The 22772-nt window shown below is 68.4% G+C and carries 22 protein-coding genes; 10 read left to right on the top strand and 12 right to left on the bottom strand.

Annotated elements, in window-relative coordinates; genetic code table 11:
* Window positions 1-203: 203 nt before the first annotated feature.
* From LPN03_RS17065 to LPN03_RS17050, 4 genes are all read right to left on the bottom strand, one after another.
* Window positions 204-1055 (bottom strand): alpha/beta hydrolase family esterase, encoded by an 852-nt coding sequence (locus LPN03_RS17065; protein WP_262455227.1) that lies wholly within the window; start codon window positions 1053-1055, stop codon window positions 204-206.
* A gap of 149 nt (window positions 1056-1204) precedes the next feature.
* Complete coding sequence (locus LPN03_RS17060) at window positions 1205-1477, bottom strand: hypothetical protein (protein ID WP_262455226.1); 273 nt, start codon at window positions 1475-1477, stop codon at window positions 1205-1207.
* Window positions 1474-2232 carry an RNA polymerase sigma factor gene (locus LPN03_RS17055; RefSeq protein WP_262455225.1) on the bottom strand — a complete coding sequence of 253 codons (759 nt, stop codon included), beginning with the start codon at window positions 2230-2232 and terminating at the stop codon, window positions 1474-1476. Before LPN03_RS17055 ends, LPN03_RS17060 begins: the two co-directional genes overlap by 4 nt.
* A 2-nt stretch (window positions 2233-2234) precedes the next feature.
* Entirely contained in the window at window positions 2235-2477 is a 243-nt protein-coding gene (locus LPN03_RS17050; protein ID WP_165181526.1) for a hypothetical protein, read from the bottom strand.
* Window positions 2478-2701: 224 nt separating this feature from the next.
* Between LPN03_RS17050 and LPN03_RS17045 the strand changes: the two genes are divergently transcribed.
* Window positions 2702-3469: a hypothetical protein gene (locus tag LPN03_RS17045; protein ID WP_262455224.1), complete on the top strand. Its 768-nt coding sequence runs from the start codon at window positions 2702-2704 to the stop codon at window positions 3467-3469.
* Here the strand turns inward: LPN03_RS17045 and LPN03_RS17040 are convergent.
* Window positions 3466-3792 carry a hypothetical protein gene (locus LPN03_RS17040; RefSeq protein ID WP_262455223.1) on the bottom strand — a complete coding sequence of 109 codons (327 nt, stop codon included), beginning with the start codon at window positions 3790-3792 and terminating at the stop codon, window positions 3466-3468. The genes LPN03_RS17045 and LPN03_RS17040 overlap by 4 nt on opposite strands.
* Before the next feature lie 276 nt (window positions 3793-4068).
* On the opposite strand from LPN03_RS17040, the gene LPN03_RS17035 reads away from it, so the two are divergent.
* On the top strand, window positions 4069-5439 hold the full coding sequence (locus LPN03_RS17035; protein ID WP_262455222.1) for a reverse transcriptase family protein: 1371 nt from the start codon (window positions 4069-4071) through the stop codon (window positions 5437-5439).
* A gap of 7 nt (window positions 5440-5446) precedes the next feature.
* Here LPN03_RS17035 and LPN03_RS17030 read toward each other — a convergent pair whose 3' ends face one another.
* The 4 genes from LPN03_RS17030 to LPN03_RS17015 form a co-directional block, all read right to left on the bottom strand.
* Window positions 5447-5917 (bottom strand): hypothetical protein, encoded by a 471-nt coding sequence (locus LPN03_RS17030; protein WP_262455221.1) that lies wholly within the window; start codon window positions 5915-5917, stop codon window positions 5447-5449.
* Between the two features lie 109 nt (window positions 5918-6026).
* Window positions 6027-7106 (bottom strand): adenylate/guanylate cyclase domain-containing protein, encoded by a 1080-nt coding sequence (locus LPN03_RS17025; protein ID WP_262455220.1) that lies wholly within the window; start codon window positions 7104-7106, stop codon window positions 6027-6029.
* On the bottom strand, window positions 7090-7746 hold the full coding sequence (locus tag LPN03_RS17020) for a PH domain-containing protein (RefSeq protein WP_262455218.1): 657 nt from the start codon (window positions 7744-7746) through the stop codon (window positions 7090-7092). Before LPN03_RS17020 ends, LPN03_RS17025 begins: the two co-directional genes overlap by 17 nt.
* Window positions 7739-8773 carry a biotin--[acetyl-CoA-carboxylase] ligase gene (locus LPN03_RS17015; RefSeq protein WP_262455217.1) on the bottom strand — a complete coding sequence of 345 codons (1035 nt, stop codon included), beginning with the start codon at window positions 8771-8773 and terminating at the stop codon, window positions 7739-7741. The genes LPN03_RS17020 and LPN03_RS17015 overlap by 8 nt, the downstream gene beginning before the upstream one ends.
* Before the next feature lie 223 nt (window positions 8774-8996).
* Between LPN03_RS17015 and LPN03_RS17010 the strand changes: the two genes are divergently transcribed.
* Both LPN03_RS17010 and LPN03_RS20845 read left to right on the top strand, forming a co-directional pair.
* Window positions 8997-10580, top strand: a complete 1584-nt coding sequence (locus tag LPN03_RS17010; protein ID WP_262455216.1) for an acyl-CoA carboxylase subunit beta — start codon at window positions 8997-8999, stop codon at window positions 10578-10580.
* A 125-nt stretch (window positions 10581-10705) separates the two neighbouring features.
* Window positions 10706-11119, top strand: coding sequence for an acyl-CoA carboxylase subunit epsilon (locus tag LPN03_RS20845; RefSeq protein WP_316255845.1), 414 nt, complete (start codon window positions 10706-10708; stop codon window positions 11117-11119).
* On the opposite strand, the gene LPN03_RS17000 is transcribed toward LPN03_RS20845, so the two are convergent.
* The gene (locus LPN03_RS17000) at window positions 11116-13263 is read right to left on the bottom strand and encodes an FUSC family protein (RefSeq protein WP_262455215.1); all 2148 of its coding nucleotides are present in this window, start codon (window positions 13261-13263) and stop codon (window positions 11116-11118) included. The two genes, LPN03_RS20845 and LPN03_RS17000, sit on opposite strands and share 4 nt — an antisense overlap.
* Before the next feature lie 50 nt (window positions 13264-13313).
* On the opposite strand from LPN03_RS17000, the gene LPN03_RS16995 reads away from it, so the two are divergent.
* Window positions 13314-15083 (top strand): DUF885 domain-containing protein, encoded by a 1770-nt coding sequence (locus LPN03_RS16995; RefSeq protein ID WP_262455214.1) that lies wholly within the window; start codon window positions 13314-13316, stop codon window positions 15081-15083.
* Between the two features lie 109 nt (window positions 15084-15192).
* Here the strand turns inward: LPN03_RS16995 and LPN03_RS16990 are convergent, their stop codons facing one another.
* Window positions 15193-15999 carry an SDR family NAD(P)-dependent oxidoreductase gene (locus LPN03_RS16990; protein WP_262455213.1) on the bottom strand — a complete coding sequence of 269 codons (807 nt, stop codon included), beginning with the start codon at window positions 15997-15999 and terminating at the stop codon, window positions 15193-15195.
* Complete coding sequence (locus tag LPN03_RS16985) at window positions 15996-16688, bottom strand: hypothetical protein (protein WP_262455212.1); 693 nt, start codon at window positions 16686-16688, stop codon at window positions 15996-15998. The genes LPN03_RS16990 and LPN03_RS16985 overlap by 4 nt, the downstream gene beginning before the upstream one ends.
* Window positions 16689-16874: 186 nt before the next feature.
* Between LPN03_RS16985 and LPN03_RS16980 the strand changes: the two genes are divergently transcribed.
* The 5 genes from LPN03_RS16980 to LPN03_RS16960 form a co-directional block, all read left to right on the top strand.
* Window positions 16875-17342 carry a MarR family winged helix-turn-helix transcriptional regulator gene (locus LPN03_RS16980; RefSeq protein ID WP_165181536.1) on the top strand — a complete coding sequence of 156 codons (468 nt, stop codon included), beginning with the start codon at window positions 16875-16877 and terminating at the stop codon, window positions 17340-17342.
* Window positions 17343-17449: 107 nt separating this feature from the next.
* Window positions 17450-18880 carry a dicarboxylate/amino acid:cation symporter gene (locus LPN03_RS16975; protein ID WP_262455211.1) on the top strand — a complete coding sequence of 477 codons (1431 nt, stop codon included), beginning with the start codon at window positions 17450-17452 and terminating at the stop codon, window positions 18878-18880.
* Window positions 18881-18974: 94 nt separating this feature from the next.
* Window positions 18975-19358: a YbjQ family protein gene (locus tag LPN03_RS16970; RefSeq protein WP_262455210.1), complete on the top strand. Its 384-nt coding sequence runs from the start codon at window positions 18975-18977 to the stop codon at window positions 19356-19358.
* Between the two features lie 123 nt (window positions 19359-19481).
* Window positions 19482-20096 carry a TetR/AcrR family transcriptional regulator gene (locus LPN03_RS16965; protein WP_262455208.1) on the top strand — a complete coding sequence of 205 codons (615 nt, stop codon included), beginning with the start codon at window positions 19482-19484 and terminating at the stop codon, window positions 20094-20096.
* 49 nt (window positions 20097-20145) lie between these two features.
* Window positions 20146-22772, top strand: a 2627-nt coding sequence (locus LPN03_RS16960) for an MMPL family transporter (RefSeq protein ID WP_262455207.1), incomplete at its 3' end; no start/stop codon positions are given.

The raw sequence follows: 22772 nt of genomic DNA, 5'->3' as shown, positions 1-22772 counted from the left end.
GCGCATGTTCTAGTAAATGAAGGCATTATAGAACATGTGTACAAACCCGTGGCCAGGTCCCCCTGTGGAGGGAGCAACACCCTGGGTCTCGACGCGTTCGCAGAGCTCACTGCTCGACCACCGGGAGCGGGTTCCGGGGTCTCGACGCGTTCGCAGAGCTCACTGCTCGACCACCGGCACTGCCCGACCACCGTTGACGCGAACTACCCCCTGAGCGCGGGAAAGAATTCGGCCACGGCCTCCGCGGCGCTGATGTCCTGGGTGGTCCTGCCCAGGAGCTTGATGGGGCTGCGGCGCCGGTTGGGGACCACGTGGCCGCCGCCCTCCACAGTGTAAAGCGTCACGGGCGCCCTGCCCTCCTGCCGGTACCGGGCCGCACGCACCAGTGTCCTGCCGCTTTGGGGGAGGTGGGGCAGCAGCTCTTCGTCCGGCGCCGAGGTGATGCCGTTGCGCCGGGCAAAATAGCGCGCGGTCTCGGGCGCGGACGGCCCGCGGTTGCGCGCCCACAGGCCAAAAAACCCGCCCTCCCCGCGGTACGGGACCACCAGGTCGCGGGTGCCATGGATGAGCAACACAGGCAGCGGCAGCATCTTGTCATCGAAGGCGAGCCCGCCGGGGCGCGGCAACGTGGCACTGACGATCGCGGCGCCGTCGAGCCTGTCAGCCAGCTCATGGATCAGCCGGATCACCAGCTGACCGCCGTTGGAATAGCCGGCCACAACAACCGGGATGGGCCCGTAATTGTCGTGGAAGTGGTCCACCAGGGCGCCCATGAAGGCGACGTCGTCAACAGTCTGCGCGTCACTGCTGGCGTGGTTCCAGAGCTTTTTCAGCCCGTCCGGGTACACCACTGCCACACGGCCGCCCGCGGCAAGCGTGTCAAAGCTGTTGCCGGCAAACGACCGCACCGACCTGCCGCTTTGGCTGGAGCCGTGCAGCACCATCAGCACGGCCTGGGGAGTTCCCGCGTCCTTGGTTTCCCCGTGTCCGGCCGTGACCACCAGGAAGGTGCGCTCCCGCCCGTCCAGCCAGATCCGTCCCTGCGACGCGGCCACCCTCCCCATGCTCAGCACACCCGGGCGGCGGTTGCGGCGGGAAGCACGACGGCGGCGTACCCGGCGGCGCGAACGCCTCCGGCAGGGCGGTTTGCAACGACGCGGATCGGGCTCTTTTCCATGGAATCCAGCGTACGCCGCCGCCAAGCCTAACCGTCGCTGAGGCGGCGGAGGCTGGGAGCCGGATCCACGCCGTCGTCCGCGGCAAGAAGCTGCACCAGGGACCGGGCCTCCTCGCCGCAGGCCGAACAGCCAATCAGGTGGGCGCGAAGGGCAGGCATGCCGATGAAGCCGCCGGAAACAACACGTTCGGCGAAAAGGTCGATCTGGTCAAAGCAGTCGTCGCAGGACAGCCACGGCTCCGCCTCCAGGGTCAGGCGGTGCGCTTGGTCGGGGCTGAGCTTGCGCTGTGGGAAATTCATGGGATCACCCCCTTTGCGGTCTCGTCGAGGTAGCCGGTGTCCTGAAGGTGGCGCCTGAGCCGGCCGCGGGCGTCATGGAGGGTCTTGTAGAGGGCGTTGCGGTTGGTGCCGAGCCGGTCCGCGAGGACGTCAATGGGAACTTCGTCCACCACCAGCGCCATCACCACCTGCCGCTGGTGCGCCGTCAGTTCCACGGCGATGGCGTTGCTGACTGCTTCGGAAAAGTCCGCCGCCTCCGCCAGCAGCTCCGGTGAATGCCCGACGGCGGCGGGCTCGGGCAGGAGCTCCAGCGCCACTTCCCGGTTCCGCCACAGGCTGCGCCGGACCTCCACGGCGGCATGCAGGATGCCGAACTTGTAGGCCCAGGTGGTGAAGCGGCTGCGGCCCTCAAAACTGGCGAGCTTGCCAAGGACGGCCACCATGGCCTCGTCGGCGGCCTGGCCGATCAATTCCTGGCGGCGAACCTCGCCAATGCCGGCCGTTTGGGCGGACATGACGGAAACCTGGTGCCGGGCGGCACGCAACAGCAGCTGGTGCAGCCCGGCCAGGGCCTCCGCGTGCCCGGGACCCGGGGAGCTGAGCAGGGGAATCCATTCGTCATTGGCTGGCGCGGATGGTCCTGCAGACGTGGCGGGCGCTGCGTGGGCGCCTGCGTGGGCGCCTGTGCGGTGGCGGGATCCCGGCCATTCGCGGGAAATTGCCTCGCGGGAAACGGGGTGGGCGTCAGCCAGTTCGGGTCCGTCCAGGATGGTCATGGTCACTCCCAACCCGTGGCTTCGGGAACCAGGATGCGTGCGGCGAGCCCGGGAGGGCAGCCCCTGTCCACCAGGTTCAGGAGCTGGTGCACATCAATGCCCGGCGTCCCCGCGAGCTGATGCGCCAGCCTATCAGGGAAGCCGGCGGACAGTAAGAGGTGCTCGCGCCAGGGCGCCACACCCGACGCCACACCCGGCGGCGGATCGGCGACACTGGCGGACGGCAGGCCCTGATGGGTTCTCATGCCTGTTTAGTGTCATGTGCGCCTGCCCGTCTTACCCCCGGGCGGAGCATTTTTTCTATTCATTATTTAGCTGCGGTTGCCGGTAAGAGGTCCGGGAACCGGGCCACTAACTAGCCATGGACGAATCATCGCCCATCCCGGGGCCCTTGGGTGCAGCGCGTTGACACGGCTGGGCACATGCGCCGGACAAGCAGCGTTTGTTGGATTGATAAGGAAACATCGCCATGAACATGTTTGCAGCACACAGCCAGGGCCGCCGTAGCCGCTCGGCCTGGGCAGCCATCGCCTCGCTGGCCCTGGCGGGCGGCGTGTTGACCGCCTGCGCACCCGCGTCCACCGCCGGAGCGGGCAGCGGCCCGGCCGCCGTCGAAGCCGTCCCCGCCATGGCCCCCATGCCGGGAATGGCCCAGCAGGGGAATGCCGGCAACGGCTCAAACAACGGCTCGGTGACCGCCAGCCAGCTCGCCTTCGCGCAGCAGATGCGGCTCCTGTGGGGCCAGCACATGGAGTGGACCAGGCTGGCGGTGGTGGACTTTGCATCCGGCTCCGCCGGCTTCCCCACCACGGCGGCCCGGCTCCTGAAGAACCAGGAGGACATCGGCAATGCCATCATGCCGTTCTACGGTGAAGCTGCGGGTGCGCAGCTGACCACCTTGCTCAAGGCCCACATCACCGACTTTGTGGCCCTCTTCCAGGCGGCCAAGGCCGGCGACGCAACGGCACTGGCGGCGGCTGAGGCCACTGTTTACGCCAATGCCCAGCAGATTGCCGACTTCCTGGCGGCCGCCAACCCGAAGTACTGGCCCCAGGCCGACATGCGGGCCATGATGAAGGACCACATCACCCTGACCATCACCTACGGCAGCGACGAGCTCACAGGACAATACGCGGCCGGCATCACGGTCTTCGACACGGCAGAAGCCCACATGATGGCCATGGCCGACCAGCTCAGCACGGGCATCATCGGAGCCTTCCCGAAGATGTTCCGCTAACGCAGCTGGGATTCAGTCCCCTGGAGCGCCTCCGCCAAAGCGGCCCGGAGGCGCTCCAGCTCCGGGAGCCCCGCCAGTCCGTTGGCGGTCTGGTAGACGCGGCAGGAAACGGCAGGCTCGCCCACGGAGGGAAACAGGTCGGCCCCGTCCACCATGAAGCTGGGCGAGCCATGAAAGCCTGCGTCAACGGCCTGCTGCTCTGTTTCAATGATCGAGACCTTGATGGCGGCAGGGTCCAGGCCTTCCAGTTCCAGGGCGCGTCCCAGCAGTTCCTGCGCTCCGGCGGAGTTGGGGCATTCGTTAATAATGGCAAGCTCGATCATGTCAGTTCTTTCGCATCAAAGTCCGGCCGCGCCCGCCCGGCGCAGCCTCCACTAGCGGGAACGCCAGGGTGCGGCGAAAGATTCCGCCCTGTGGCCTGAACAGCCGATGCGTTAGGGTGGGCGCATGCGACGGCTTCTGGATGAGGCGGGCGGGCACCTGGTGCACCACCCTCTCCGGGGTTACCCCGGGGGACGAAGACTGGCCTCCAGAATGCGCCTCGGGCGCCTGTCTGCGCTCCGCGCAGCTCAGCGCCCGAACAGACTGACAGGTCATCCATGAAGCCGTCGCAGCCCACCGCAGCGGCGTCCGTGCTGGTCCGCATCCCGCACCCGTCCGGGAATACCGTGGCCACGGCCCTGGCCCACGCCTTCCTGGCCGCCGGGGACTGGTCCAAGCCCGCGCTCACAGCTGCCGGTGCCGATATTTTGGGGGCACGACGGCGCTGGCTGGGTCCCCTGGCAAGTCACGTTCTCAGGAACTACCACCGCCCGCCGGCAGACGCCCCGCGGGAGCTGGCCGCCGTCGTGCTTGGATGCCCGGCGTTCGGCGAGGCCCTGGCCAAGGCCGCCACGCAGCGCAGGCCCATCAAGCTGGCGCACCTGGCGGTGGCCCCGCCCGCGGCCCGGGCGGCAAGGGTCCCGCGGCTGGATACCGTGGCAGACCTGGCCGGCATGTTGGCGCTCACCCCTGGCGAACTCGAGTGGTTTGCGGACCCCCGCCATTGGAACCGCACGGCTGGCCCGCGGCTGCAGCACTACTGCTACCAGTGGCGGAGCCGACCGGGGAGGTTGCCCCGCCTGCTGGAAGTCCCGCAGCCGCGCCTGCGCACCCTCCAGCGAACGGTTCTGCGCGAATTGCTGGCGCCCATCCCCCTGCATGACGCGGCCCACGGCTTCGTGCCGGGGCGAAGCGCCGTCAGCGGGGCGGCCCTGCACACCGGGGCGGACGTGGTTATCAACCTGGACCTGGCCGCGTTTTTTGCCCATGTCACCCCCGGCAAGGTGTTTGGTGTGCTGCGCCAGGCCGGTTTCACCGAGGCGGTTGCCCACCGCCTGACCGGGCTGTGCACGCACGCGGTGCCCGTGGGGGTGCTCGCCGAAATGCCTCCCGGCGGCGACCCCGCCAGCCGCTTCGCCCTGCGCCAGGCGCTGGCCGTGGCGCACCTGCCGCAGGGCGCGCCCACCTCCCCCATGCTGGCCAACCTGGCGCTGCGCCGCCTCGATTCCCGGCTTTCCGGCTGGGCTGGCGCGTTCGACGCCGTTTACTCCCGGTACGCGGACGACCTCGCCTTCAGCGGGGGTGCAGAACTGGCCCGCCGGGCCGACGCTTTCATCCGGGGTGCGGGGCGGATCGTGGCGGACGAGGGCCACTCGCTGAACGGCCTCAAGACTAGGGTCCACAAGGCTGGTGTGCGGCAAACCGTGACAGGCGTGGTGGTCAACGAACGCACCAACATTCCGCGCGCTGAGTTCGACCAGCTCAAGGCGGTGGTGCACAACTGTGCCGCCCATGGGCCGGAGGGCCAGAACCGTGGCGGGCACTCGGACTTCCGGGCCCACCTGCTGGGGCGGATCGCGTGGGTGTCCAGCGTCCACCCCGCCCGCGGGGCCCGGCTGCGTGCCGCTTTTGATGAGATCAGCTGGTGACTTGCGGTCAGGGGCCTTCCACGCAGCGGAGGGCAAGGGCCGCCAGCGCGGCCAGGCTCTCATTGCCGTGGGCGCCGCCCACATAGCCCTGGGCGAGCGCATCCAGGGTGCGGCCCCTGGACGTGAGCTTCCCGGGCGCGTAGTAGCTTTCGTAGGGTGCGCCCTGAAGCTCGCGAACGTGTTCGGCGGCCTGTCCGGCAAACAGCTCCCCCGGTTCAAGGGGGCCCTGGCCGGCCTGCATGGCCCTCAGGCGCTTTTGGATCTGCATGCCGATGAACCCTGTGGCTTCCGCGCCCAGGGCTCCGAGGGGCTCAACCTGCACCACCGCCAGCCCGGCGCAACTGCCAATCACCTCAAGCGGCACCGAGCCCAGCTCCCCGGCCCCGCTGGTGGCCTCCGGCACTGTGGCTAAGTCCAGCGACGCGGACGCCGCCGGCTCCTTGATCTCGGCGCCAAATTTCCTCACTTGTTCAAACATGGCCAGCCATTCCACGAAAGGAAGGCCTGCCGGGCGGCGCGGCCATGGCAGCAGTTCTGCCCTTCCGCCGGTCCGCGCGTAAAGGCGCGCGCTCAGTAACAGGGCCCGCTCAGTCCACCACGATGCCGCGGCCGCGCCCGCGCTGCAGCAGAACCGGACGAATCTCGCCAAAGCCGCGGACCTGCTCCATGGGGAGTTCGGTCAGGATGAACCTGTCGTCGTCGGCCAGCGCCGTGGCCGTGACGGAGTCAATGAGCACGGTTCCGGGCTGGGCCAGGGACGTCAGGCGCGCGGCCAGGTTGACGGTGGGCCCGTAAATGTCGCCCAGCCGGGAAAGGATGCGGCCCCACACCATGGCAACCCGCGCCTCGGGGAGGAAGTCGTCCGCAGCCATCGCCTCGGCCAGGGCCAGCGAAATTTCAGCCCCGGCAATGGGCGTTTCACAGTTGAAGAGGACTTCGTCGCCAATGGTCTTCACCAGGCGTCCGCCGCCCACGCTGATGATCTCGGCACAGAGGTTTTCAAAGCGCTGCACCAGCTTGGCCAGCGTCTTTTCATTCATGCGCCGCGACAGCGAGGTATAGCTGACCAGGTCGGCAAAACCCACGGCGCGGGCCAGCGGGAGCGGGGTGTCGTCCTCGTCGCCTTCACGGCCCTGGGCGCTGGCTGCCAGGCCCTCCTGGGCGCGGACGGCCAGGCGCTGGATGCCGGCATTGAGCTGGCGCCGGTAGGAGTAGATCAGCAGCTCTTCCAGCGGCTCGATCAAGTTGGGCAGCTCGGAGACCACAGCGCGGCGGGCCTCGGCGTCGCTGACACCGTGCTCGGCCACCAGGTCCTCCACCAGTGCCTCGATCTGCCATACGGCCATGCGATCGGTCATCTGGCCGATGGAGCGGGTCACCGAAATGGCCGTTTCCTCGGTCAGCAGCCCTTCGCGGACCATGGTGACCACCGTGCTCAGGGCGTCCTGGTCGCGCTGGGTGAAGGCGACGTCGTCGTCCCCCAGGTTGGGGAAGCCCATGGCGCGCCAAATTTTGCGTGCGGAGAGGAGGGAGACGCCTGCGCCGGCGGCCACGTCACGCCTCTTGAGCGTGCGTTCCCCGCCCAACAGCTGGGTTTCAAGGGCCTTGGTCTCGTTTCGGGAGGCAGGCTGGAGCAGCGGCACGGGGGGATCAATGGTCTCTTCCAAGCTTGCGCAACTCCTTTCCGCTCAAGTGCCTGCCCGCGTCGTCGTGGTGGCCGTCCTTGTGGCTGGTGCCCAAATGGCCGTGACCAACGTCAACAGCGTAGTACCCCGGACCGGGAGCTTGCTGAAAGGACGCTCGGAACAATGCCATCCATGCCTTGTGGGTTTCTGTGCGGAACTGGACAATGTGCGGGACGTTGTGGACGGTGTTGACCTTGCCCGTGACCATGTGGAAGTCCAGCTCGCCTGCGCCTGCCAGCCTCTGCAAGGGCTTTTGGCGCATGTCGATGCCCTGCACGCCGGCCAGGGCGTAGTCGGCCTGCCGCCGGCCCAAGCCGCCCTCCTTGACCACCATGCGCTGGCTGGTCAGCACATACCTGGTGCCCGCCCAGCGCACCACGCGCCGCAGCGGGTACGCCACCTGAACCAGCAGCACCGCCGTGCACAGGAGCACTATGGCCGGCTCACGCAGTGCGGGCGCCGACGACGCCCACTGTTCGTATTGTGCGGGCTGCAGCTTGGCCAAGGCAGCCGACGCCGCCATCACCAGCAGCAGCCCCACGCCAACGGGCCACACCAGGACGCGGGCGTGGGGGCGGACCAACAACAGCACCTGCTCATCCTCGGCCAGCCACCTAGACATACCCCACACCGCCGCCGTCGAGGGTGCGCCGCAGGTGGACCACGTCCCCGGCGCTGACCACGTGCAGCGCGCCGTCGCCGTCACGGAGTTCCAGCTCGCCGCCGCTGCGCAGGCGCACGGCTGTGCCATGAAGCATCTGCCCGCCGGGCAGTTCGGCGCGGACTTCGGTGCCCAGGGTGCTCATCAGCCCCGACGCCAGGTCATGGACGGACGCCCCTTCCGGCAGCGGCCGCAGGGCATCCCCACCCACGGACACAAAGCCCTCGTACAGGCGGGCAAAGCGGTTCAGGTAGGCCGGCAGCAGCACATTTCGGTCCAGCGCCGCGGCGCCGTCCGCCGCGTCCAGCCCGGCCCCGCCGTCCTGCCCGCCGTCCAATTCCAGCGCCAGCGAGGTGGCGCGGTCCACGGGCAGCTGCTCCCGTCCCTGCCCCACGTTCAGGCCCGCCCCGACGACGACGGCGGGACCCGGCCCAGCGCTGCCTTCAGCGGACCGGCGCGTCCCCGGCTGGGAGGCGGGCGACCCCGGCGCAGGCAGTGACCCGTCCGCGGGATGGCGGGTGGCCGGCGCGGGCACCAGCTGGGCCAGGATGCCGGCCAGCTTGCGGCCGTTGGCGACCACGTCGTTGGGCCACTTCAGTACGGCGGGCACCCCGGCAACGGAGCGCACGGCCTCGCAGAGCGCCACGCCGGCAAGGATGGAAAGCCAGCCGTAGCCGGCCGGATCAAAAGCGGGCGCGCCGGCGTGTGCGGCGGGATCGCCCGGGCGGAAAAGGACGCTGGAAATCATGGCGGAACCGGCGGGAACCTCCCACACCCGGTCCAGGCGGCCCTTGCCGGCGATTTGGGAATCGGCAATGAGCACGCTCAAATCCGGCCATTGGGCGGGGCGGGCTGCGGCGCCGGCGGCAAGGTCGGCATTGGAGGAGCCCAGCTGCGCCACCACGTCCACGCGCCGGAACGCCCCCGCGGGATGGGTCAGTGCCTGGAGAAGGGAGCGCTCATCCAGTGCGGGAAGTGTGCGGCTCATGGAATCAATCCTATCCGCCTGCCGGGATGCCCCGTGGCACGCAGGCGGGAGGGGTCCCCCGAAATCACTCCCGTGGGGAGCTGGGAAAAGTTGCCGGTGGTCTTTGTAGGGTTTCTACACAGTCGGGTGGCAATACCGTCATTAGACTGTCAGTAGTGTTTGTCCTTTTGTGCAGTTCCCACTTAAGGAACAGCTTGTTGCCACCTACCGAGCCGGAGTACCTATGAGCCACGACCTTTCGACAACTGCAGGCAAAATTGCCGATTTCCGGGACCGGCTGGCCCAGGCTGCGGTTCCGTCCGGTGCGGCCGCCGTCGAAAAGCAGCATGCGAAGGGCAAGCACACGGCCCGCGAGCGCATTGACCTGCTGGTGGATCCGGACTCGTTCGTGGAATTTGACGCCCTGGCCGTGCACCGCTCGCACGCCTTCGGCATGGAAAAGAAGAAGCCGCTGGGCGACGGCGTGGTCTCCGGCTACGGCACCGTGGACGGGCGACTGGTGGCCGTGTACAGCCAGGACTTCAGCGTCTACGGCGGATCGCTGAGCCAGGTCAACGGCGAAAAGATCGTCAAGGTCCAGGAATTTGCGCTGCGCAACGGCTGCCCCGTGGTGGGCATCAACGACGGCGGCGGAGCCCGAATCCAGGAGGGCGTGGCCTCGCTGGCCATGTTCGCCGACATCTTCCGCAACAACGTCCACGCCTCCGGGGTGGTCCCGCAGATCTCCCTCATCATGGGCCCGTGCGCCGGCGGCGCGGCCTACTCCCCCGCGCTGACCGACTACGTGGTGATGGTGGACAAGACCAGCCACATGTTCATCACCGGCCCCGACGTCATCAAGACCGTCACGGGCGAGGACGTGGACATGGAAACCTTGGGCGGCGCCCGCCAGCACAACACCACCACCGGCACGTCCGCCTACCTCGCCACGGATGAGGCAGACGCCGTCGAGTTTGTGCGCGAACTCCTGGACTTTTTGCCCTCCAACAACCTGGCCGAGGCGCCCGTCGCCGAGCATGAGCAGGAGCTGGAGCACGACGACGGCGACCTGGCCCTGGATGCCCTCATCCCGGACTCCGCCAACCACCCCTACGACATGCGGGCCGTGATCGAGCAGGTCCTGGACGACTCCCACTTTCTGGAAATGCAGTCCCTGTACGCCCCGAACGTGATCATCGGCTACGGGCGGATCGAGGGCCACACGGTGGGCATCGTGGCCAACCAGCCCATGCAGTTTGCCGGCACGCTGGACATTGCGGCGTCTGAGAAGGCAGCCCGCTTCGTGCGCAATTGCGACGCCTTCAACATCCCCATCATCACCCTGGTGGACGTCCCCGGCTTCCTGCCCGGCAAGGACCAGGAATTCCAGGGCATCATCCGCCGCGGCGCCAAACTGCTCTATGCCTACGCCGAGGCCACCGTGCCGAAGCTGACGGTCATCACGCGCAAGGCCTACGGCGGAGCATACATCGTGATGGGGTCCAAGAAGCTCGGCGCGGACCTGAACCTGGCCTGGCCCACCGCCCAGATCGGCGTCATGGGCGCCCAGGGCGCCGTGAACATCCTCTACCGCCGCGACCTCGCCGCAGTGCAGGCCGACGGCGGCGACGTCGAGGCCCGCCGCGCGGAGATCGTGCGCAGCTACGAGGATGAACTGCTCAACCCCTACCAGGCCGCCGAACTGGGTTACGTGGACGCCGTCATTGCCCCCTCCGATACCCGCATCCAGCTCATCAAGGGCCTGCGCGCCGTCCGCGACAAGCGGGCCAGCCTGCCCGCCAAGAAGCACGGGAACATCCCGCTGTGAGCCGCGAACAAGACCCGGTGGTCGAGCAGCAAGCCCTGCGAGCGCGTCGAGACCCCGCCGAGACCGCCCCGGTGGTCGAGCAGCGAGCCCTGCGAGCGCGTCGAGACCCCGCCGACCCCGACCCGGTGGTCGAGCAGCGAGCCCTGCGAGCGCGTCGAGACCCCGCCGACCCCGACCCGGTGGTCGAGCAGCGAGCCCTGCGAGCGCGTCGAGACCCCGCCGAGACCGCCCCGGTGGTCGAGCAGCGAGCCCTGCGAGCGCGTCGAGACCCCGCCGGCGGATTTCGACAGGCTCAATCACCGCTGGCCCAGGCTCAATCACCGGCCGCCGCCGACCCCCAGCCCGAGCCGGTCCTCTCGGTAACCCACGGGAACCCGACGGCCGAGGAACTGGCCGCGGTGACCGCCGTCGTGCTGGCCCTGCAGGGCGGCCAGGAAGCGGCCCCGAAGCGGCCCGCGGCACAGGCCTGGGCACGCCGGGCGCAGCTGCACCTCCCGCCCCGGCCGGGCGCCGGCGCCTGGCGGCGGTCCGGGCGCTAGGGCTTCCCGACAGCCTTCGGGCGGGCGCCGCGCTCACGCAGCAGGTGGGTGATGGTGTCGAGCGAGTTGGCGATCCTGTCCGCGGCATCCAGGACGGCCAGCTGGACGGTTTCGGCCTGCGCAGGGTCGCGCTCCATGGTGTCCTTCAGCGCCAGGTAGGAAGCGCGCAGCGCCACGGCGGCCCGGGGCGGCGTCCCCGCAGCCACGGCCGTTTCACAGGCCTTCAGGGTGGCCTCGCAGTCGGCCATGAACGGCGCCAGCTGGTGCATGAGCCCCTCCACGGGCTGCTGCCCGGCCCGCAGTGACAGCCTCGCGGCGTCCACCACCATGGCCGCCTGGATCAGCAGGTGGCTCTGCACCAGCACACCTTCGCCCGTGAAAAGTGTGGTGTGGCCCGCCACTGGTTCGGCACGGGTCCGCTCCACGGAGGCCTGGGCGTTGGAGCGGGCCAGCCGGGCCCGGATGCGGGCGGAGTCGATCCTCTCCTTGTTCGGCGCGGGGTCGGTGATGGCCACCAGGTAGTGCCGGTAGGCGCCCAGGAGCTCGGCAATGCGGGCCGGCAGGAAAGTCCGTTCCCAGGCGGGCCACGCCACCGTGGCGGCAACGGCCAGGATGCCCGCCACCACGGTGTCAAGGAGGCGGGGCAGGGCCACGGCCCCGGCAGGAATCCCGGCCAGGTCCAGGAGGGACACCAGGTAAGCCGCCGTCCAGATGCCCATGAAGAACGCATTGGGCGCCCCGGAAAGCCGCACGCCGAAGACAAACACCACAATGAGCACCACGTTCCCCAGCGGGTTCCCGGATCCCAGCAGGAACGTGGCGGCCGTGCCAATGCCCAGCCCCACCAGCGTTCCGGCCAGCCGCGCGCTGGTGCGGTGCAGGGTGGCGGCAAAGTCGGGCCGCAGGAGCAGCAGGACCATGAGCGGGATCCAGTAGCCCCTGTCGCTGCCGGGCAGCAGCCGGGCCAGCCAGTCCGTGGCCGCCACCAGCACGGTGAGCCGGATCGCGTGCCGCGCCACGGCCGAGTCCAGCCGCAGGTTGGCGCGCAGGATGCCCAGCGGCGCCTGGAGCGAAACCCGCACCCCGCCCACCCTGGCCGGGGTCTCCGCCACGCGGCCCTCCACGGCGCCCGGGGTCACCATGCGGGCGCTGGCGCGCAGTTGCCCGGCCAGGGCCCTGGCGTGCAGGGAGGCAAAGCGGCCGGTGGGCGAATCCGGGTGGCGGCCCATGACCTCACCCAGCCGGGCCGCCGCCTCGGCGACCGGCGCCAGGACAGCGTCGTCAAAAACCGTACCCTTGCGCAGCGAAGCGGAAACCGCGTCCAGCGCAAGGCCTGCCTCACGCAAAAGCCGGCGGACGGCGTCGTGCTGGTCCTGTGCCGCGGCCCGCTCAAACCGTTCCAGGCAGTAGCCCAAGGCCATGACTTCCAGCCGGATCCTTTCGGCCTCGTCCATGAGTCCCCGATAGGAGCGCATGCTGGGACCCTGACCGTGGCCGAAGCCGGTGATGGTGGCCCGGGCCGTGTCAAGCAGCACGCCGGCACCGGGCGCAGTCATCTTGGGCTGTTCGGAACGGGTCCGTCCGGCCAGCCCTTCGTAGAGGTCCGCGAGGACGGCGCGTTCAGGCGCGTGGCGGTGCAGCGGCCAGCCGGCAATGGCCAGCAGGCTCTGCAGCAGCCCGGCGGCGGTGATGACGGCGGCAATCTGCAGGGCTGCCGACGGCGGCATGGGAAAGCGGTTGAGCACAATGGCCACTGCGGTGGCGGCCGTGCCCACCTGCGCGACATTCGGCCCCAGTGAGAGCAGCATGCCCGTGGCGAAGGCAAACGCGGCCACGAGCAGCACGGAGAGCGCCGGCGAATTCCCGCACAGCACGGACAGCCCGCCGCCCAGCCCGGCTGCCAGCGACGTCATGCCCATCCGGGCCAGCCGCAGCCGGTAGCTGCCGGGCCTGTCGGCAAACGCGGCAAACAGCGCGCCCACGGCCCCGAACACGGCGATCGGGGCCTGGCCCAGCACCACGCCCAGGACCAGCGGAATGCCCACCCCCACGGCGTTGCGCGCCGCAACCACGGGGTCCGACTGGGAAAAATCGAGCCGCAGCGACTTCTTCAGCGTCGCTGCCACGGCCTGAACGGTGGACACGAAATCCAGTATGCCAGCCGGGTGCAGCGGCGGCCGCTAGGCTCGGTTCCATGACTGTTGACGAAACGCCCCTGACCCGCACGCCCAGCGCCATTGACGCCGCTGCCAACGCCTACACGGCCCGGCTGTTGGAACTTGATCCCGGCTTCGCCACCGAGCTGGGGCTGCCCGGCCACGAAACCGAGTACCGCGATTTTTCCCCCTCCGGGCTGGCCGCCGCCGCCGACGCCGCCCGCCAGGCCCTCGACGCGCTGGCCGGCCTGGAAGCCGTGGACAGTGTTGACACCGTCACGCTGCACGCCATGCGCGAACGGCTGGGACTGTCCCTGGAGCTGGACGCCACGGGCTGGCCGCTGGCTGACCTGAACAACATTGCCTCCCCCGCCCAGGAAATCCGGGCCATCTTTGACCTGATGCCCACCGCCACCGTGGCCGACTGGGAGCACATTTCCGGGCGGCTGGCCAACGTGCCGGCCGCGGTTTCCGGGTACATTTCCTCCCTGCGGGCCGGCGCCGCGCGCGGCCTGGTTGCCGCACGCCGCCAGGTTTCCACCGTGATTGGCCAGTGCGAGCGCCACGCCGCCGCGGACGGCTTCTTTGCGGCCCTGGCGGCCGGGGCTGAACTTACTTCTTCTGCTTCTGCTGCTGCCACTTCCGCTTCCGCTTCCACTTCCACTTCCACTTCCACTTCCGCGGACGACGCCGGCACCTCCCTCCCAGCCGAGCTCGCCACTGCGCTGGCCGGGAATGCGGAGCTGGCGCGCGCAGCGTACGGCACGCTCGTGACGTACCTGCGCGACGAGCTGCTGCCCGCGGCCCCCGCCAAGGACGCCGTGGGACGGGAACGCTACGCGCTGGCGTCGCGGGAATTCCTGGGCTCCGCCGTCGACCTGGAAGAAACGTACGCCTGGGGCGTGGCGGAGCTGGACCGGATCATTGCCGAGCAGGAGGCGGTGGCCGAACTCATCAAGCCCGGCGCCACGGTTGAGGAGGCCAAGTCGGTGCTCAATGCGGACCCCGCCCGGGCGCTGCACGGCACCGATGAGCTGGTCGCGTGGATGCAAAAGCTCTCCAACGCCGCGGTGGCCGATTTGGCCGGCTCCCAGTTCGACATCCCGGAAATCATGCGCACCCTGGAGTGCAAAATTGCACCCACGCAGGACGGCGGCATCTATTACACGGGGCCCTCGGACGACTTCTCCCGGCCCGGCCGCATGTGGTGGTCGGTCCCCGAGGGTGAGGATTCCTTCACCACCTGGGCTGAAACCACCACGGTCTACCACGAGGGCGTCCCCGGCCACCACCTGCAGGTGGCCACCGCCACGTACCAGCGCGGGCTGCTGAACAATTGGCGCCGCAACGCCTGCTGGGTTTCCGGGCACGGCGAGGGCTGGGCGCTCTACGCCGAACGGCTCATGGATCAGCTGGGCTACCTGTCCGATCCGGGCGACAAGATGGGCATGCTGGACGGCCAGCGCATGCGCGCGGCCCGCGTGGTGTTTGACATCGGCGTGCACCTGGAACTTCCCGTCCCCGCCCGTTGGGGCTCAGGGACGTGGACGGCGGAGGCCGGTTTGGAGTTCCTGCGCGCCAACCTGGACATCTCCGCCGGACAGCTGGACTTTGAGTTCCACCGCTACCTCGGGTGGCCGGGCCAGGCGCCGTCGTACAAGATCGGCCAGCGCCTGTGGGAGGAAATCCGCGACGCCCGTGCACTGCGCGACGGTGCCGCGTTTTCGCTGCGCGATTTCCACACACAGGCGCTGAACCTGGGCTCCGTGGGCCTGGACACCCTGAAAGCGGCGCTGCTGGGCTCGTAGCTGGGGCGGTCACTTCCGGCCGGGGCAAAACTCACTCCGAGTTTTGCCCCGGGTGTAGCGGGGGCCGAACTGGGCCCGAGTTTTGCCCCGGCGGAAAGTGCAGCGGTGGTCAACCCTTGCGGACGGGGTTCACGGCGAAGGCGGGCACCCCGGCCAGCCGGCCGCCGTCCACCGCCAACACAGTGCCGGTGACGAAACTGGATTGCTCCGAGCACAGCCACACGGCGGCCGCTGCCACATCCTCCACCCGGCCCACGCGTCCCAGCGGAACGGCGGCGGCCGCCATCTGCTGGGCCCGGGGCCCGGCCGCGGCGAGGTGGTCGGTGAGGATGGGGCCGGGCGCGATGGCGTTGACCCGGATTCCGGCGGCTGCGTAGTCCAGCGCGGCCACCCGCGTCAGCCCGCCCACCCCGAATTTTGAGGCCACGTAGCCGGCCAGCCCGCTGACGCCCTGTTCGCCGGCGGTGGAGGACATGTTGACGATTGCGCCGCCGTCGGGGTTTAGCTGCATGAGGCGGAGCTCGTATTTCAAGGCCAGGAACACACCGCGCAGGTCCACGGCCAGGGCGCTGTCGAACTCGGCCGAGTCCCAATCCGCCAGGGGTGCCGGGGGCCTGCCGCCGCCGGCAAAGTTGTTGACGGCGGCGTCAAGGCGGCCGTAGCGGTTCCGCACTTGGTCCAAAAGTCCGACGACGGCGGCCTCGTCACGGACGTCCACGGGCAGGGCCAGGGCGCTCCCGCCTGCCGCCTCGATCTCCGCCACGCGCCGGGCAAGCGCCTCCTGGTCCCTTGCGGCGAGCACCACTGCGGCGCCGGCCTCCGCGAAGGCCGCAGCGATGGCGGCCCCGATTCCTCGGCTGGCACCCACCACCAGCGCAATCTTGCCGGCCAGCGCCTGGGAATTGATGCGGTTCATGACTGTGTCCTCCGTGCCGCGGCCGTCCTGGTTGGGGCCCCGCCCGGATCCACACTGCCCGGGATCCGGTTCGCTGCGGCCCGGTTCACCGGCAGCAGGAAGCCGATGGCGACAAGCCACAGCATGCCGGCGAAACGGCCGATCGGCAGGAGGAATTGCAGCGGCTCCAGTCCGAGCGAGAGGAAGCTGAGCTCGGACAGGGCGGCGACCACCAGCCCGGCCCAGGCAAGCCAGCGCGGGACGAACTTGAGTATCAGCGCGGGCACGGCCAATCCGGCCACAAGCAGTCCGAGTCCCACCACAAATCCGACTCCGCCGGTGGCGAAGGCCAGGAACGCGAGCGCCTGGGTCAGCGTGATGTCCGTGGTGATTTCCGGGCGGCTCAACAGCCAGGTCAGCAGCCCCGAGAACATCAGGAAAATGGCTGCCGTGATGCCGCCAAAGTAGCCGATGGCGGGGCCGGGAACCTTGATGCCGAGCCGGAGTTGCCGCGCGTAAACGGTGGCTGCGAAAATCCCCAGGGGCACCGCGGAGCCAAAGAGCAACAGGCCCTGCACGCGGGCAGCTGCGACGTTGTCGCGGTAGAACTGGGCCACGTCCGCGGCTGGTGCAAACGGCGACACAAACGTGCGTCCGCCGGAGAGCACTCCGGCCAGGATCAGCGAAAGGCGGAAAATGCCCAGGCTCACGGCGGCAAGTATGCCCGGGTGCGGCCCGCCCTGCCGCTTCCGCCCACTTGTTGACCTTGTTAAGGGCGCTGCCCCCGGTCCGGCCGTGGTCTCTTCCGTCATGGCTGAAATCATCCTCCTTGAATTAATGCGATAATAAAATGATTCATCTATTGAATCATTCTGTCAAGCATGTATTCTGGAGGCATGGCACCCTCACCCCACGGCAGGCCCCGGCGCACGGCCTTCCTGCTGTCACAGCTCGGCTCACTGTCCGCGTCCCGCTTTGCCGAGCGGACCAGAGAGCTGGGCCTGACCCCGAGCGACGCCGGCACGCTCCGGTGGATTGGCCGCAACCCGGGCCTGAGCCAGCGCGTCCTGGCGGACAGGCTGGGTGCCGTCCCCAGCCGGGTGGTGCCCCTGCTGGACTCGCTGGAAACCCGGGGCCTGGTTGAACGGGTGCGCAGCAGCACCGACCGCCGCAACTACGAGCTTCACCTGACGGGCGCCGGCCAGGCCCTGCTGGGCAGGCTGCGCGACGTCGCCCAGGAACACGAAGGCGAACTCCTGGCGCCCCTCACCCCGGAGGAGTCCGATGAGCTGGCACGGCTGCTGGCCCGGCTGGCCGAAGGGCACGGTGTGGACGTGGAGGCACACCGGGACACGGGACGCTGAGCCCACAACGGCAGGCCGCACACCAGCCGTAACACAGGGAATTAGCATCCGTAACAGGGGGAAACACTAATTTTTGGGTGCTATTCTGCGCCGCCTACGGTTGTCCCATGACTTCCTCCGCATCCACCACCAAGGCCCCGCGCCTGCCCCGCTGGGCCGGCAACTTCGGCGTCCAAATCATCGCCGGCCTCATTGCCGGCCTGGTCCTGGGCCTGCTTGCCCGGAACTTGGGCGGTGATCCCTTGAAGGACCCCAACGCCCTCACCGCCACGCTGACCATCATCGGCTCCAGCTACGTTTCACTGCTCAAGGCAGCCGTGGTGCCCCTGGTTTTCACCGCCGTCGTCTCCTCAATTGCCAATCTCCGCCAGGTGACCAACGCCGCCCGCCTGGCCTGGAACACGCTCCTCTGGTTCGCCATCACCTCCCTCATCGCCGTGACGGTGGGCATCGTGCTCGGGCTGGTGTTCCAACCAGGTGCCGGCACCGGCCAGGCCCCACCCAAGGACTACTCCGGCAAGACGGGCGACTGGTGGGCCTTCCTTACCGGCCTGTTCCCCTCCAATTTCCTGGGCCTCGAGGCATCCACCAAGGCGGGCGACGCCGGCGCCCTCGCCACCAGCGTCAACTTCAACGTCCTGCAGGTGCTGGTGATCGCCATTGCGATCGGCATCGCCGCCCTTAAGGTGGGCAAGGCCGCCGACCCGTTCCTGAAGCTGAACGGCTCCGCCCTGGCCGTGATCCAAAAGGTGCTGTGGTGGATCATCCGACTGGCCCCCATCGGCACCGTGGGCCTGATCGGCAAGGCTGTTTCCACCTACGGCTGGACCACCATGGGCGCGCTGGGCAAGTTCTCCATCGCGATTTACGTGGGCCTGGTCATTGTCCTGTTCGTGGTCTACCCGGTCCTGATCAAATCGCACGGCCTCTCAGTCAAGCAGTACTTTTCCGGCGTGTGGCCTGCTGTCCAGCTGGGCTTCGTTTCCCGCTCCTCCATCGGCACCCTGCCCCTGACCGAGCGCGTCACCGAACGCAACCTGGGCGTGCCCCGCGCCTACGCCTCCTTTGCCGTGCCGCTGGGCGCCACCACCAAGATGGACGGCTGCGCTGCGATCTACCCGGCCGTTGCCGCCATTTTCGTGGCACAGTTCTTCGGCATCCACCTGGACCTGGGCCAGTACCTGCTGATCGTGCTTGTGTCGGTGCTGGGCTCCGCGGCAACCGCCGGAACCACGGGCGCCGTCGTGATGCTCACGCTCACGCTCTCCACGCTGGGACTGCCGCTGGCCGGCGTCGGGCTTCTCCTGGCCGTGGACCCCATCCTGGACATGGGCCGCACCGCCATCAACGTCGCAGGCCAGGCGCTGGTGCCCACCATCGTGGCCAAGCGCCAGGGCATCCTCAATGAGGAGCTGTACAACGCGCCGCGCAACGGCAACCCCTTCGCCGACGACAGCACGGTGCCTGCTGAGGACTTCGCCACCGGGAAGAACGACGCCGGCCGGCCGGGTTCCCGGGAGGAACTCGCCAACGCCTGACCCGGCCTGGGCACGGCCCCGGCGGTCCCGTAGGATTTTTCCAGATCACACTGGCGACGGCCGCGGCTTGGGCCGGACATCGAAAGGCAGCTGCATGATTATCGTTACCACCAACGACCTCCCCGGCTACAAGATTGACGCCGTCTTTGGCGAGGTCATGGGCCTGACGGTGCGCTCGCGCCACATCGGCGCCCAGTTCACGGCGAGCTTCCGGTCCATCGGCGGCGGCGAGCTCCCAGAAATGACCAAGGCCCTGTACGAAAGCCGGCAGGAAGTGGTGGCCCGCATGGTCACCGAGGCACAGGCCAAGGGTGCCAACGCCATTGTCGCAACACGCTTTGACACCTCGGAAATGGGCCAGACCTGGACTGAGGTGTGCGTCTACGGCACGGCGGTCTTTGCCATTCCGCTGGCCGAGGGCCAGCCCGGATCCACCGGCCAGTCCGCCTACCTGGCAGCCAACCCGCAGCTGCAGTAGCCTGCGCCGGCGGCCTGGCGCGTTTCGGCTGTCCGCGGGGCAGTTTTTGGGTGGGCGTGCAGCATTAAAGCACACCCACCTCTTAATTTGCATGGAGTGCAAACTTGCACTTAGTGTAGTTATGTGACAACTTCCACCGACTCCCCCTCCCGCCGCGAACTCAACAAGGCTGCCACCCGCGAAGCCATTGCCGGGGCCGCCCTAGACTTCCTGCGCACCCGGGCGCTCAATGAGTTCACGGTCGACGACGTCGCCGCCGCCGCGGGTGTTTCCCGCCGCACCTTCTTCAACTATTTCTCCTCCGTCGAGGCAGCCGTGGCCAGCTTCACGCAGCGCTATCTCGACACTGTCATTGCCGAGCTTGAGGCCCGGCCTGCCGAGGAGCCGATCTTGGAATCCGCGCTCTACGCGCTGTCCGCCGTCGGCAGTCCTCGCGACCTGGCCATATTGGCCGAAACCTTCGCCCTGACGCAGGACCCTGCCCTAGGCCGCTTCCAGTTGCAGGCCTGGGATGAGTGCAGCGTCAAGATCACCGACGTGGCCCGGCACAGGCTGCCGGCCGGCACCGACGAACTGTACATCAACGCACTGGTGGGGGCCGTCGTCGGCAGTTGCCGTTCCGCCTTTGCCGTGTGGTTCAGCCGGCGGGGGCCGGACACCTCCCAGGAGTCGCTCGCTTACCTGCGTGAGCTGCTGGCGACCACCATTTCCCTCATCCGCAGCGGCTTCACAGCCTAAGCTCTCCGTTCACCCGCCCCTCCCCGGCACCCATCAATAAGGACTCATCATGGCTCTTTGGCTTTACCGACTTGGCCGCTTCTCGGCCCACCGCGCGTGGCTGGTGATTTCCGCATGGGTGCTCATCCTGGGCATGGTGGGCGGTGCGGCGGCGCTGTTCATGGGCACCATGTCCAACAACTTCCAGATCCCCGGCACTGAAACGCAGCAGATGGCGGACAAGCTCAAGGCCGACCTTCCCGAGGCGTCCGGCGGCTCCGGCGCGGTGGTGTTCACCACCACCAACGGCCAAAAGTTCACGCCCAGCCAGGAAAAGGCCGTCTCGGCAGCCCTGCAAACCGTGACGACCGTGCCCACCGTCAAGGGCGTCATTGACCCGTTCACGACGGCCGCAACCCTGGCCGATGCCAAGGCCAAGCTCACGGACGGCTCCAAGCAGCTCATCGCCGGCGAGGCCCAGCTGGCCGACGGCAAAAAGACCCTTGACGCCACCAGCGCCCAGTTGGCCGGCGGCCAAGCCAAGCTCGACGCCGGCCAGGCCCAGCTGGATGCCAAAAAGTCACAGCTTGCCGCACTGCCGGCCGGATCGCCTCAGGCCGCCGCAGCATCCGCCCAGCTCAGCGCCGGGCAGGCACAGCTGGATGCACAAAAGGCCCAGCTCAGCGCCGGCCAGGCACAGCTTGCCGCCGGACAGGCCAAATACGAAGCCTCCGTCAAGGAACTGTCGGCCAAGAAGTCCGCGCTCGCCACGGGGATTCGCTCCGCTGACGCTGCAGCCGGTCTGAAGTTCGTTTCCGACAACGGCAAGGCCGCCATCGGGCAAATCCAGTTCACCGAATCCATGAACGGCGTCACCCCGGCCAACCGCCAGCTGGTCCAGGACCGGCTGAACACGCTGGACTCCAGCGGGATCACCGTCTCCTACAGCAAGGAAATCACCGAGGACGTCTCGGCCCTGTTCGGTGCAGCGGAAGCCATCGGCATCGCCGTCGCCGCAGCCGTGCTGATCATCATGCTCGGCACCCTGATCGCCGCGGGCCTGCCGCTGGTCATGGCCATAGTGGGTGTGGCGATTGGCGTGGGCGGCACCATGGCCCTGACGGGCGTGATCGAAATGTCCTCCATTTCCCCCATGCTGGCCCTGATGCTTGGCCTCGCCGTGGGCATCGACTATTCGCTGTTCATTGTGAACCGGCACCGCCAGCAGCTCTTCGAGGGCATGGCAATGCGTGAATCCATTGCCAAGGCCACCGGCACCTCCGGCAACGCCGTGCTCTTTGCCGGGCTGACCGTGGTGATCGCACTGGCCGCCCTTTCCGTGACAGGGCTGCCGTTCCTGTCCGTGCTGGGCCTGGCCGCTGCCGCCACGGTTGCGGTGGCCGTGCTGATTGCGCTGACATTGACCCCTGCCATCCTTTCCCTCATGGGCCGCCGGGTGATTTCCAAGCGTTCGTGGGCCAAGCATGAAAAGGTTCGCCAGGCGCACGACGCTGCCGCGGCCTCGCTCTCCGCCAGCGAGACGGCCCGCCACGACGACGCCGCGAACATCCGCAAGAGCGCCCGCGGTTGGGGCGGTCTCGTCACCAAGCACCCTGTCATTTCGCTCGTCACGGCCGTCCTGGCCCTGGCCGTCATCGCCATCCCGGCCGCCGGACTCCGGCTGGCACTGCCCGACGGCGGCTCCGAACCGGTGGATTCCAGCGCGTACCATGCCTACACCATTACAGGCGCCAACTTTGGCGAGGGCATGAACGGACCCATCATCGTGGTGGGCTCCCTGCCGGCCGGGCTCGACCAGGCCCAGGCCACCGCACTGAACCTGGACGTGGCCGACCAGCTCCGGAAGGTGCCCAACGTCAAGGCAGCCATCCCGGTTTCCGTCAGCAAGAACTTCCAGACGGCCGTCTACCAGGTCATCCCCGCCGAAGGCCCCGCCAGCGCCAGCACCGTGCAAGTGGTCCACGACCTCCGGGCCGAAGGGGCCGCCATCAAGGCAGACCACAACGTCACCATCGGCCTGACCGGGCAGACAGCCGCCAACGTCGATGTCTCAGCAAAGCTGGGAGCGGCGCTGCCGCCCTACCTGGCCATCGTCGTCGGGCTGTCCCTGATTCTGCTCATCCTCGTATTCCGCTCCATCCTTGTTCCCGTCCTGGCAACCGCCGGATTCCTGCTGTCCCTGGTCGCGGCGTTTGGCGGCGTGGTGGCCGTGTACCAGTGGGGCTGGCTGGGCGGCATCTTCGACGTGGCCAATCCCAGCGCGGTGCTCAGCTTCCTGCCGATCATCCTGATCGGCGTGCTGTTCGGGCTGGCCATGGACTACCAGGTGTTCATTGCCTCCGGCATGCGCGAGGCCTTTGTCCACGGGCAGGACGCCAAGCAGGCCGTCCGGACCGGCTTCCAGCACGCGGCACCCGTGGTCACGGCCGCGGCGATCATCATGACCAGCGTGTTCTCCGGGTTCATCTTCTCCCATCTGACCATGGTGCGCCCGCTTGGATTTGCCTTGGCGTTCGGCGTTTTGATCGACGCGTTTGTGGTCCGTATGACCATCATCCCCGCCGCCATGCACCTCTTGGGCAAATCCGCGTGGTGGATCCCGAAATGGTTGAATAAAGTGCTCCCAGATGTGGATGTGGAGGGAGCAAAGCTGGTGGCGTTGACCGACTCGGCCCC

It is taken from the genome of Arthrobacter sp. A2-55 (genome assembly GCF_025548615.1).
GTDB classification, from domain to species: Bacteria; Actinomycetota; Actinomycetes; order Actinomycetales; family Micrococcaceae; genus Specibacter; species Specibacter silviterrae.
The sequence above is the reverse complement of the archived record's forward strand: the minus strand, read 5'-3'. Positions and strand labels throughout refer to the sequence as shown.

Excerpts from the sequence above, each read along its gene's own strand:
- LPN03_RS17055 (WP_262455225.1), bottom strand. The coding sequence starts at position 2,232 with ATGACCATCCTGGACGGACCCGAACTGGCTGACGCCCACCCCGTTTCC.
- LPN03_RS17020 (WP_262455218.1), bottom strand. The coding sequence starts at position 7,746 with ATGTCTAGGTGGCTGGCCGAGGATGAGCAGGTGCTGTTGTTGGTCCGC.
- LPN03_RS17060 (WP_262455226.1), bottom strand. The coding sequence starts at position 1,477 with ATGAATTTCCCACAGCGCAAGCTCAGCCCCGACCAAGCGCACCGCCTG.
- LPN03_RS17050 (WP_165181526.1), bottom strand. The coding sequence starts at position 2,477 with ATGAGAACCCATCAGGGCCTGCCGTCCGCCAGTGTCGCCGATCCGCCG.
- LPN03_RS17010 (WP_262455216.1), top strand. The coding sequence starts at position 8,997 with ATGAGCCACGACCTTTCGACAACTGCAGGCAAAATTGCCGATTTCCGG.
- LPN03_RS16995 (WP_262455214.1), top strand. The coding sequence starts at position 13,314 with ATGACTGTTGACGAAACGCCCCTGACCCGCACGCCCAGCGCCATTGAC.
- LPN03_RS17040 (WP_262455223.1), bottom strand. The coding sequence starts at position 3,792 with ATGATCGAGCTTGCCATTATTAACGAATGCCCCAACTCCGCCGGAGCG.
- LPN03_RS16975 (WP_262455211.1), top strand. The coding sequence starts at position 17,450 with ATGACTTCCTCCGCATCCACCACCAAGGCCCCGCGCCTGCCCCGCTGG.
- LPN03_RS17035 (WP_262455222.1), top strand. The coding sequence starts at position 4,069 with ATGAAGCCGTCGCAGCCCACCGCAGCGGCGTCCGTGCTGGTCCGCATC.
- LPN03_RS17045 (WP_262455224.1), top strand. The coding sequence starts at position 2,702 with ATGAACATGTTTGCAGCACACAGCCAGGGCCGCCGTAGCCGCTCGGCC.
- LPN03_RS16980 (WP_165181536.1), top strand. The coding sequence starts at position 16,875 with ATGGCACCCTCACCCCACGGCAGGCCCCGGCGCACGGCCTTCCTGCTG.
- LPN03_RS17030 (WP_262455221.1), bottom strand. The coding sequence starts at position 5,917 with ATGTTTGAACAAGTGAGGAAATTTGGCGCCGAGATCAAGGAGCCGGCG.
- LPN03_RS16990 (WP_262455213.1), bottom strand. The coding sequence starts at position 15,999 with ATGAACCGCATCAATTCCCAGGCGCTGGCCGGCAAGATTGCGCTGGTG.
- LPN03_RS17015 (WP_262455217.1), bottom strand. The coding sequence starts at position 8,773 with ATGAGCCGCACACTTCCCGCACTGGATGAGCGCTCCCTTCTCCAGGCA.
- LPN03_RS16970 (WP_262455210.1), top strand. The coding sequence starts at position 18,975 with ATGATTATCGTTACCACCAACGACCTCCCCGGCTACAAGATTGACGCC.